The organism is Flavobacterium sp. (genome assembly GCF_031411595.1).
Taxonomy (GTDB): Bacteria; Bacteroidota; Bacteroidia; order Flavobacteriales; family Flavobacteriaceae; genus Flavobacterium.
Genome location: NZ_JANOBI010000039.1, coordinates 1 through 11,331, shown reverse-complemented (window position 1 = coordinate 11,331; position 11,331 = coordinate 1). Strand labels below are relative to the sequence as shown.

11 protein-coding genes and 1 tRNA gene are annotated in these 11,331 nt (G+C 36.8%); 7 read left to right on the top strand and 5 right to left on the bottom strand.

From position 1 onward, the window contains the following. Nucleotides 1-58: 58 nt before the first annotated feature. The 3 genes from murA to RMO03_RS09440 all read right to left on the bottom strand — a co-directional run bounded on the left by murA (nt 59) and on the right by RMO03_RS09440 (nt 2,466). A complete protein-coding gene (gene murA / locus RMO03_RS09450; RefSeq protein WP_309641855.1) occupies nt 59-1,366 on the bottom strand; it encodes a UDP-N-acetylglucosamine 1-carboxyvinyltransferase in 1,308 nt (435 codons plus the stop codon). A gap of 92 nt (nt 1,367-1,458) precedes the next feature. Further along, on the bottom strand, nt 1,459-2,178 hold the full coding sequence (locus tag RMO03_RS09445; protein ID WP_309641854.1) for a DUF4290 domain-containing protein: 720 nt from the start codon (nt 2,176-2,178) through the stop codon (nt 1,459-1,461). A 3-nt stretch (nt 2,179-2,181) separates the two neighbouring features. Continuing rightward, the gene (locus tag RMO03_RS09440; protein ID WP_309641853.1) at nt 2,182-2,466 is read right to left on the bottom strand and encodes a DUF493 family protein; all 285 of its coding nucleotides are present in this window, start codon (nt 2,464-2,466) and stop codon (nt 2,182-2,184) included. A 151-nt stretch (nt 2,467-2,617) separates the two neighbouring features. Here RMO03_RS09440 and RMO03_RS09435 point away from each other — a divergent pair, with 151 nt between their 5' ends. The 5 genes from RMO03_RS09435 to RMO03_RS09415 all read left to right on the top strand — a co-directional run bounded on the left by RMO03_RS09435 (nt 2,618) and on the right by RMO03_RS09415 (nt 7,214). Further along, entirely contained in the window at nt 2,618-3,154 is a 537-nt protein-coding gene (locus tag RMO03_RS09435; protein ID WP_309641852.1) for an AAA family ATPase, read from the top strand. Nucleotides 3,155-3,238: 84 nt separating this feature from the next. Then, complete coding sequence (locus RMO03_RS09430; protein ID WP_309641851.1) at nt 3,239-5,134, top strand: ATP-dependent DNA helicase RecQ; 1,896 nt, start codon at nt 3,239-3,241, stop codon at nt 5,132-5,134. After that, nucleotides 5,134-6,081, top strand: coding sequence for a methionyl-tRNA formyltransferase (gene fmt / locus RMO03_RS09425; RefSeq protein WP_309641850.1), 948 nt, complete (start codon nt 5,134-5,136; stop codon nt 6,079-6,081). The genes RMO03_RS09430 and fmt overlap by 1 nt, the downstream gene beginning before the upstream one ends. 178 nt (nt 6,082-6,259) lie before the next feature. Beyond that, on the top strand, nt 6,260-6,532 hold the full coding sequence (locus RMO03_RS09420; protein WP_298176651.1) for an HU family DNA-binding protein: 273 nt from the start codon (nt 6,260-6,262) through the stop codon (nt 6,530-6,532). A gap of 121 nt (nt 6,533-6,653) precedes the next feature. Next, complete coding sequence (locus RMO03_RS09415) at nt 6,654-7,214, top strand: YqgE/AlgH family protein (protein WP_309641849.1); 561 nt, start codon at nt 6,654-6,656, stop codon at nt 7,212-7,214. Here RMO03_RS09415 and RMO03_RS09410 read toward each other — a convergent pair. Beyond that, nucleotides 7,211-8,050: an aminotransferase class IV gene (locus tag RMO03_RS09410; RefSeq protein WP_309641848.1), complete on the bottom strand. Its 840-nt coding sequence runs from the start codon at nt 8,048-8,050 to the stop codon at nt 7,211-7,213. The genes RMO03_RS09415 and RMO03_RS09410 overlap by 4 nt on opposite strands. Nucleotides 8,051-8,102: 52 nt before the next feature. Next, nucleotides 8,103-8,495: an START-like domain-containing protein gene (locus tag RMO03_RS09405; protein ID WP_309641847.1), complete on the bottom strand. Its 393-nt coding sequence runs from the start codon at nt 8,493-8,495 to the stop codon at nt 8,103-8,105. A 150-nt stretch (nt 8,496-8,645) separates the two neighbouring features. On the opposite strand from RMO03_RS09405, the gene RMO03_RS09400 reads away from it, so the two are divergent. Both RMO03_RS09400 and RMO03_RS09395 read left to right on the top strand, forming a co-directional pair. Then, a tRNA-Met gene (locus RMO03_RS09400) sits at nt 8,646-8,719 on the top strand. A 446-nt stretch (nt 8,720-9,165) separates the two neighbouring features. After that, on the top strand, nt 9,166-11,331 hold a 2,166-nt coding region (locus RMO03_RS09395; protein WP_409024916.1), incomplete at its 3' end, for a beta strand repeat-containing protein.

The following is an 11,331-nucleotide window of genomic DNA, read 5'->3' as shown; positions in this document are numbered from 1 at the left end:
GCGCAAAGAAAAACAGATTCACTTTGCGCCTTCGCGTCTTTGCGAGCCTTTTATATTATTAAACACGAACGATATTGGCACCCAACGCACGCAATCTTTCATCGATACGCTCGTAACCGCGGTCAATTTGTTCTATGTTTTGTATCGTACTTGTTCCTTTTGCAGACAAAGCAGCAATCAGTAACGAAATTCCTGCACGAATATCAGGTGAAGACATCGTAGTTGCTTTGAGTTGCGATTTGAAATCATGTCCCATAACCACAGCGCGATGTGGATCACACAACATAATTTTCGCGCCCATATCAATCAGTTTATCCACGAAAAACAAACGGCTTTCAAACATTTTTTGATGAATCAAAACATCACCATTCGCTTGTGTCGCCACGACCAAAACGATACTCAATAAATCCGGTGTAAATCCTGGCCATGGCGCATCGGCAATAGTTAAAATCGAACCGTCAATATCGGTTTTGATTTGGTAGTTTTCATGCGTTGGAATGTAGATGTCATCGCCTTTTCTTTCAATGGTGATTCCCAGTTTTCTGAATGTATTTGGAATCACACCAAGGTTATCCCAGCTTACATCTTTAATCGTAATTTCACTTCTGGTCATCGCTGCCAAACCAATCCAGCTGCCAATTTCAACCATATCCGGAAGAATTCTGTGTGAGCAACCGCCCAATGATTCGACACCTTCGATGGTCAACAAATTCGATCCGACACCTTTAATGTTGGCGCCCATCGAATTCAACATTTTACACAACTGCTGCAAATAAGGTTCGCAAGCTGCATTGTAAACTGTAGTTTGTCCTTTCGCCAAAACTGCCGCCATCACAATATTCGCTGTTCCTGTAACGGAAGCTTCGTCTAAAAGCATATCGGTTCCGGTTAGTCCGCTTGGTGCTTCCACACCATAAAAATGATCTTCACGATTATAACGGAATTTAGCACCAAGATTGATGAATCCTTCAAAATGCGTATCAAGTCGACGTCTTCCGATTTTGTCACCGCCCGGTTTTGGAATGTATCCTTTTCCGAATCGCGCCAACAATGGACCGACGATCATAATCGAGCCTCTGAGTGAACCGCCTTCTTTTTTGAACGCTTCGGTTTCTAGATAACCAACATTCACTTCATCCGATTGAAAAGTAATCGAACCTTCTCCATTTCTTTGGATTTTGACACCCAAGTTTCCTAATAAAGTGATGAGTTTATTGACATCGATAATGTCAGGAATATTATTGATTGTGACTTTTTCTGGAGTTAATAACACCGCACACAAAATTTGTAATGCTTCGTTTTTAGCGCCTTGTGGCTTGACTTCTCCTTTAAGGCGAATGCCTCCTTCAATTTTAAAAGTTCCCATGTTCTTCTTAAGGTTCTGAGGAACTGAGGTTCTAAGGTTCTAAGGTTTTCGAGCATTACTCAGTACCTTAGCACCTTAGCACCTTAGCGCCTTTATTTCGGATTATTATTTTTCTTTTGAAAAGGCTTCGGCTTTCCTGTTTTGTTTTTATTGTTCTGAATTTTTGGCTGTCCCAACGGCATGATTTTGTTTGATACGCGTTTGTTGGTGCGCATCAAATCTGTCGTATTCAACAATTCTTCTGAACTTTGAATGAGGTTGATTTTTCCATCGGACAATTCAAATAAATGCTCGAAAATAACGGCATCAGTAACGGTATCTTTATTCCAACTCAAGTATGATTTTTTCATATGGTTGGCGATTACTTTCACCAATGCGCCTTTGAGTTCCCCTTCTTCCCATTGGTTAGCAACATCAATCATATACTTGATATTGTTGCCATAGAAACGGTACTTTGGAAAATTTTGCGGGTAACTTAACGGATCCGGTTTCAATACTAAAACTTCTCTTGAAGGAATCGGATAGGGTGAATCAACATCCAATCTAAAATCAGACATGATGAAAATCTGATCCCATAATTTGTGTTGAAAATCCGGGACATCACGCAAATGCGGGTTCAAACTTCCCATTACTTGAATGATATATTTCGCAATTTTATTACGCTCATCACGATCCGGAATATCGGTAGCTTGGTCAATCAGTTTTTGCAAATGACGTCCGTATTCAGGAATGATTAAATGCTTTCTTTCAGAATTGTATTCTAAATGAAACACCACATCATTCGCGTTTTCTTTAATGTATTTTGAATTCATAATTTATAAGGAAATAATACCTTCTATGGTGGATACTTCTATGTATTTGTCGACAATTTCTTGAGCATCTTTCATTTGCACATCAACAGAAATACTCGTGAATTTACCCGTTTTGGATTTTGTAGTTTTGATAACTGCGCCCATGCAATTGAATGCATCTTCAATTTTCTGTATTTTTTCGACAGCGGTAGGCACGATAAATTTGAATAAGTATTCCGCTGGCCATGTATTGCTATTGTCTAGCTCCACTTTCAATCTTTCGTAGAAATCTTCTGTATTCTTATCCATTCTAAGTCTTAAAATAAGAGCAAATATACAGTATTGATTTGGGATTTTCAGAGTTAGAATTTATGATTTTCATTATTTAGTTTTTTTTAACTTCCCGCAATTTTTTAAATCCCAATTAGATTGAGTAAGTTTGCGCCTTTATTCCAAAAAAGTGCAAAAGGAAATCGTAGTCATCATCGGCGGACCTGGAACCGGAAAAACCACTATTATTGATGGACTGTTGTCGATGGGTTATTGTTGTTATCCCGAGATTTCACGAGAAGTTACGATGGAAGCCAAAAAGCAAGGCATCGAACAGTTGTTTCTTGAAAACCCTTTGCTGTTTAGCGAATTGCTTTTGGAAGGCAGAAAAAAACAGTTCAACAATGCTTTACTCGAATCGCACGATGTGGTGTTTTTAGATCGTGGCATTCCTGATGTTTTGGCCTATATGCATTATATTGGAGACAGTTATCCTGCTTTTTTTGATGTTGCTTGCAAGGAACATCAATATACCAAAATTTTTATTCTTCCGCCTTGGGAAGAAATCTACATCAGTGATGACGAGCGTTACGAAAACTACGAGCAAGCCAAACTCATCTTCGAACACTTGACCGAAACCTATCAAAATTACGGTTACGAACTCATTGAAGTTCCTAAAGCAAGTGTTGAGAATCGCATCGATTTCATTTTAAAATCTCTTTCCTAAAATTAGATTCCCACATTGCATTTTTCTTGCGACATTAATTTTTGTGTAAATTTGTGTACGTGTTTAATTTTATACCTATAAATAATGTCTGAAGCCATACAAATCCTCCAAAAATATTGGAAACACGAAACCTTTCGAACACCGCAAGAAGAAATCATCAATACGATTCTTAAAGGTCAAGATACTTTTGCTTTAATGCCTACCGGTGGCGGAAAATCGGTTTGTTTTCAAATTCCGGCATTGATCAATCCTGGTATGGGATTGATTATTTCTCCGCTGGTTGCTTTGATGAAAGACCAAGTCGCGAATCTTCAAAAAATCGATATCAAAGCCATCGCATTAACCGGTGGCATCGGCACTGAAGAAATGATTGACTTGCTTGATAACTGTCAATTTGGAAACTACAAATTCTTATACCTTTCACCCGAACGTTTGCAATCGGATTGGATTTTGGAACGCATTAAAAACCTTCCTATTAATTTGATTGCAATTGATGAAGCACATTGTGTATCGCAATGGGGCCATGACTTCCGCCCTTCATATTTGAAAATTTCACAACTCAAATCGCATTTTCCTAAAGTGCCTTTTGTAGCATTAACCGCATCAGCAACGCCAAGAGTTGAAGCAGACATTATCACACAATTGGGTTTAGAACAACCTGCTATTTTCAAAAAATCGTTTGGTCGCGACAACATCGCTTATATGGTTTTTGAAGTCGAAGACAAACTGTTTCGAGTAGAACAAATTCTACAAAAAAATCCAGAACCTTCTATTATATATGTACGCAATCGCAAATCGTGTCTCGATGTTTCGAACCAATTGCAGACTTTAGGATTTAAAGCTACGTATTATCACGGCGGTTTGACATCGAGAGAAAAAGACAAGAACATGCAACTTTGGATGAACGAAGCAGTGCAAATTATTGTAGCAACGAATGCTTTTGGAATGGGCATCGACAAAGCGAATGTCAAAACCGTGATTCACATTCAGCTTCCTGAAAACTTAGAAAATTATTATCAAGAAGCCGGGCGCGTCGGAAGAAATGGCGATAAAGCGTTTGCGGTGATATTAACAAGTCCGTCCGATATATTTCAAGCGAAAGACCAATCGATTCATATTTTACCTGACCGAAAATTCCTTTTGGAAATGTATATCAAACTTTGCAATTATTTCCAGATTGCATACGGAGAAGGCATCAATGAAGTGTTTACTTTTAATTTGAATACGTTTTGTTCTAAGTATGGGTTTCCGACTTTGAAAACGTACAACGCCATTCAGTTTCTAGACCGACAAGGCATTGTGACTTTATCGCAGGAATTTTCAGAAAAGATTACGATGCAATTTTTAATTCCATCAAAAGAAGTCATTCGCTATACAAGTTTAAACCCTAATGATGAAGAAATTGTATTGACCATTTTGCGAACTTATCCCGGTATTTATGATATGGCGACTGCCTTTAATGTCGCATTGATTGCAAAAAAATCAAATCATACTGAAGCTGAAGTGAGTCAGGTTTTGAAAAAACTACAAGAAAAAGAAATCATCGCCTACACTTCGAAGAATAATGATGCGGTTTTGGTTTTTAATGAAATCCGTGAAGACGAGAAAACTATCAATCGCATTGCCAAATATTTGGAACATCAAAACCAATTGAAAATTGATCAGTTGCAATCGGTTTTGCATTATGTGAATGATAAAAGAACCTGTAAGAGTCAATTGTTGCTGGATTATTTTGGCGAAAAGGATTCTAAAGCTTGTGGCATTTGCTCCTATTGTATTTCAAAAAGCAAATCTAAAACTGATATTCATTTGGTTGTAAAAGAAATTCTGGAAGTTTTGAAATCGGCGGATTTAAATTCAAGGGAAATCGAAAAAGTAGTAGCGTTTGCTTCGAAGGATATTATCTTTGCGCTTCAAATGTTGATGGAAAACGAGATTATCATTTTGAAAGCCAACAACCAATACACCTTAAGAAAATAATGGAAGCATTGAAAATTGTATTTATGGGAACGCCCGAATTTGCTGTAGGCATTCTCGATTCTATTTTAAAAAACAACTATGAAGTCGTTGGTGTGATCACAGCAGCAGATAAACCAGCCGGTCGTGGACAAAAAATCAAATATTCTGCGGTGAAGGAATATGCGCTTGGGAAGAATTTGCATTTGTTGCAACCGACCAATTTAAAAGATGAAAGTTTTTTGGAGGAACTCAAAGCGCTGAATGCTAATTTACAAGTTGTAGTTGCTTTTAGAATGTTGCCTAAAGTGGTTTGGGAAATGCCTAAATACGGAACGTTTAACTTGCATGCTTCGCTCCTGCCCGATTATCGTGGTGCGGCGCCAATCAATTGGGCTATTATTAATGGTGAAACCAAAACGGGTGTGACGACTTTTTTTATTGATGATAAAATTGATACCGGTGCGATGATTTTGAGTGATGCCATTTCGATTTCTAATGAAGAAAGTGCAGGGCAATTGCATGACCGTTTGATGGAAGTTGGAAGTTCAACAGTTGTTAAAACTTTGGCATTGATTAAAACGGGAAATTTGGAGACAAAAATTCAAGTTGAATCTGACGGTAATAAAACCGCCTATAAATTAAATAAGGAAAATTGCAAGATTGATTGGACCAAATCGGGAATGGAAATTCACAATCTAATTCGTGGACTTTCGCCCTATCCTACGGCTTGGTGTTATATTAAAGATGAAAATCAGGAATGGAATATCAAGATTTATGATGCTAAGTTTGAACCGGAAACCCATCAAGAAACCGTTGGGAAAATATTGACTACCAAAAAAGAAATTAAGATTGCTGTTATGGATGGTTACATAAAAATTGAAAGTTTGAAGTTTCCCGGAAAGAAAAAAATGACTAGTTCGGAATTGCTTAATGGAATACGTTTTTCAGAAAATGCTTACGCTTGTTAAGTCGCGAAAACATTGAAACAAGAAGAAAATCGACAAAAACAACTTCCTTTATCAACAAAACAATCGATTTATCAACAAATCGACGAAAAACACGGTAAAAGTCTTGCGCAGTAAGGAATTCCTATTAAATTTGTTTCAATTAACATAATGTTTAACCAACAATTAATAACTTATTATTATGAACAAATCAGAATTAATCGATGCTATTGCTGCTGACGCAGGAATTACAAAAGCGGCTGCTAAATTAGCTTTAGAATCATTTTTAGGTAACGTAGGTGGTACTTTGAAAAAAGGTGGAAGAGTATCTTTAGTAGGTTTCGGATCATGGTCAGTATCTAAAAGAGCTGCTAGAGACGGAAGAAATCCACAAACTGGAAAAACTATCAAAATTGCTGCTAAGAATGTTGTAAAATTCAAAGCTGGTGCAGATTTAGAAGGTTCAGTAAACTAATAAAAGTTTATAAAATATAAATTAAAAGTCTCCAATTTGGGGACTTTTTTTTTACTTTAACCGAAATATATTTGTTTATTTAGAAATTTTATTACTAAATTTAATAAAAATTGCGATTCTAATGATATCAGAAAAATTAAAAAAAGGACATTTGCTGATTGCTGAGCCTTCTATAATTGGAGATTTATCTTTCAATCGATCGGTGATATTATTAGCAGATCATAATGATGAAGGCTCCGTTGGATTCATTATCAACAAGCCTTTAAAATATACGATTAATGATCTGGTTCCAGATGTAGAAGCCAATTTTAAAATCTACAATGGCGGTCCAGTCGAACAGGACAATCTGTATTTCATTCACAACATTCCACATTTGATTACCAATAGCGTCGAAATATCGAATGGTATTTTTTGGGGCGGTGATTTTGAATTGACGAGAAACCTCATTAATAGTGGTCAAATCAAAAAAGACAATATCCGTTTCTTTTTAGGATATACCGGATGGGAAGCACAGCAATTGGAGAATGAAATGAAATCGAATTCTTGGATTTTAGCTGAAAACCTCTATGAAAATAAAATCATCGGCAAATCGACCACCGATTTTTGGAAAGAAAAAATCTTAGAACTTGGTGGAGACTATATTATTTGGTCGAATGCTCCTGAAAACCCACTGTTGAATTAATCTTGTTGAATTGATTCGTTTAATTTATCTGATAACTGTTGCGCTAAATCTGTGTGATATTCCTTTTTTCTATATTTTGTAATGGATTGAATACCTTTGATTACGTTGGTAATGAAAAGTTCATCTGCCTTTTGAAGATCGAATGGTGAAATAGAAGCTTCTGCAACATCAATATTTTCAATATATTTAGATAACGCTATAATTTTTTTTCGCATGATGCCGTTTAAACAACCATCAGATATTGGTGGCGTAATTAGTTTATTATCCATCAACATAAAGATATTTCCTTGCAAAGCTTCAATAACGTTTTTTTCATCATTCAAGAGTAGACAATTTTGCAGCCCGTTTTCATTTGCAAAAATACTTCCGGTGATGTTAACCATTTTATTGGTCGTTTTGATAGTCGACAACAATTGTTTTGAAATATAGAAATCCTTATACAAATCAACTTCATACGGAATGACATCAAAGGAATAATCTAGAGTTTCTAATGGTTTTGCTTGAATGATATAGCTTACAAGGTTGGTCTCAGGCAAGTAATAACCGCCTTCATTTCTATATACTGTAATTCTGACTCTTGATGAATCTAGGCACTCATTTGCTTTTGCTGTGTTGAGGATTTGTTCTTCGAAAAACTCCATGGTGAAGTTCATTGGAATTTCCATTCTCACGATTCTCATGCTTGCCATCAACCGAAAATAATGGTCTTCTAGAAAAATGATTTTCTGATTTCTTATTTTTAAAGTTTCAAAAACACCATCTCCATAAAGGAAACTACGGTTGTTTGAAGAAATATTTTCTTGAGATGAAACTAACAATCCATTAAAATTGATCATAAAAAAACCCTAATTAAAATTAGGGCAAATATAAGTTTAATATCAGTAAATATTATACAGATCCAATAACATGTTTGAGGTCTGATATCTGATTTTCCCACAATAATTTGGCTTCTTCTAATTCGTCTTCCTTAGCAAAATCAATAATCATTAAAGAAACGTCTTTGGTAATTTCATCTTCGAGAATTCTGAGTTCAAAAAAGTAATCAGTATCTTTTTTATTATCATCGATCCAGCGGAATTTAATCTTCTCTCCTGTCTTTTTAGATGACAAACGAGCGTTCTCTTCGGAGTCATCCCATATGAAAGTAAAATATTCACCTCTCGAATTGACGTTATCAGCAAACCACTCCGACAGACCCGAAGGTGTTGATATATATTGATATAGCAACTGAGGAGAAGAGTTGATGGGAAATTCTAGTTCGTAACGTGATTTTAATTCCATTGTTGGGTACTAATTTTTTGGAAATATATATAATAATAGCGCAATAAAAAAGCATTTTTTTAAATAATTTTTTTCTCATTATAAATTTGCAACCTATGATTTAAGTTTTATATTTGCACCCGCATTACGGTATTGTAATTACCCAAGATTGGCGAGGTAGCTCAGTTGGTTAGAGCGCAGGATTCATAACCCTGAGGTCACGGGTTCAACTCCCGTCCTCGCTACGAAAATAGAAGTCTTAAGCTTTTTTGCTTAGGACTTTTTTGGTTTAATACAATTTTATAGTCATATCAAAACATAAATTTTGATATAGATTCTAGTAAATTCTTTAAATACGTTTCCCATAAAATCTATTATTGCTTCATTTTGTTGTAAAAGGAATACTTTCTTTTGGATTACAATTTTTATTATTGAACATCAAAATTTCACAAACTATATCCAACAGTATTTTAGTCTATTAGTTGATTATTGAAATATTTAATCTTGAATTTAGCTAGTGAAATGTTTTAATTTTGTAGTATTTTACTTTAAATAATATAAAAATAATGCATTTAATCGATGTTTTATGCTTTTTATCGATAAAAAATTTTGTAATTTAAAAACCATCCAATACTTTTGACTCGTTAAAAAATTGATTTTAATAAATAACTTTTTTCGGGGGAAAAAAAACATGGAAACAACTACATTAAATTGCAGAAAAATAGCATTCGCTATCAGTCTATTACTAATCACCAGTTTTAGCTATTCTCAAACTACATCAACTTATACTACATCCGGAACTTTCATCGCTCCGGCTGGAGTTACAACAGTTCAAGCTGAGGCTTGGGGTGCCGGTGGTGCCGGTGGTGGAAATACTACAACATCTGACGGTGCTGGTGGTGGTGGTGGTGGAGCCTATAGCAAAAACCCTAGCATAGCTGTTACTTCAGGTTCAACACACACTGTTAGTGTTGGTGTTGGAGGTACAGGAGGAACTGGTATTGGTGGAAACGGAGGCGACTCCTATTTCAGTACCATTCTAACATTATTAGCCAAAGGTGGCTCAGGCGGGAATTCACCGTTATTAGGAGCTGGTGGTGTCGGAGGTAATGGAGGTGCAGCACTTAGTGGTGTTGGTACAACAAAATACAGTGGTGGAAACGGTGGAGCCGGAAGAGATAGCAGTACGGGTCATGGTGGTCCTGGTGCAACATCTGCAGGAACAGGAAGTAACGGTCTTTCAGGGGCATCAACATGGTCAAGTGCCAACGCTCCTACTCCAGTTCCTACTGGTGCTGGTGCTGGTGCAAATGGAGGTTCAGCTACCAATAATGGTTTTTCAAATACATCAAACCTCGGCGGTGGCGGTGGTGGTGGCGGTGATAAAAGTTCAAGTAATACCATTGGTGGTGACGGAGCTGATGGTCAAGTAATTTTAACTTGGACATGTCCGACTTATGCATTAACAAGTGCTCCCTCAAACAACGGCCCGATTTGTAGTGCTTCTTCAACCATAGTAACACTTAGATCTTCATCTTTACCAAGCGGAACCTATAATGTCACTTACAATTTAACTGGTTCAACTTCAGCAACCGGCAATACAGCTACAATGACTTTTACTGCTGGTAGCCCAGGAACTGGAACTTTTACAACTTCTGCATTAAATGCTGGAGCTACAACTGTTACTATTACCAATCTTTCTTCAGGTTCTGGTTGCAATACTTCTATTAGCAGTTTTAATACTACTGTTGTAACGGTTAATTCAAATTTACCGGCAAGTGTTAGCATCAGTGCTAGTACTACAACAATTTGTACAGGAACCAATGTGACTTTCACAGCAACTCCAACTAATGGAGGAACAACTCCAGCTTACCAATGGAAATTAAACGGCTCCAATGTCGGAACAAACAGTGCAACTTATTCCAACAATGCCTTAACAAACGGAAATACGGTTACTTGTGTGATGACTTCTAATGCAACACCATGCTTGACAGGTTCACCTGCAACATCCAATACAGTTACTATGACTGTGAATGCATATGTAACAGCAAGTGTAAGTATTAGTGCTAGCGCTTCTACAATTTGCACTGGAACGAATGTAACTTTTACAGCTACACCAACCAATGGAGGAGCAACCCCAACATACCAATGGAAATTAAACGGAACCAATGTTGGAACCAATAGTGTAACATATTCCAATAATGCATTAACAAATGGAAACACCATTATTTGTGTGATGACATCAAATGCAACATGCGTTACAAGTTCACCTGCAACATCCAACACGGTTACTATGACCGTTAATTCAAATGTGACAGCCAGCGTTAGTATTAGTGCAAGTGCTACAACAATTTGTACCGGAACCAGTGTAACATTTACTGCAACTCCATCCAACGGAGGAACAACTCCAGTATATCAATGGAAAGTAAACGGAACCAATGTTGGAACAAACAGTAACACTTATTCTGACAATGCATTAGCCAACGGAAATACGGTTACTTGTGTTTTGACATCGAATGCAACGCCTTGTGTAATTGGCTCTCCAGCAACATCGAATGCCATTGCAATGACTGTGAATGCCTATGTGACAGCAAGTGTAAGCATTAGTGCAAGTGCATCGACAATTTGTGCAGGAACGAATGTAACTTTTACTGCAACGCCAACCAATGGAGGAACAACTCCTGCATATCAATGGAAATTAAACGGAGCCAATGTCGGAACCAACAGTACAACCTATTCTAATAATGCATTAGCCAATGGAAACACAGTTACTTGTGTTTTGACATCAAATGCAACGCCTTGTTTATCTGGTTCACCTGCAACATCAAACACAGTTACCATGACGGTTAATCCGAAT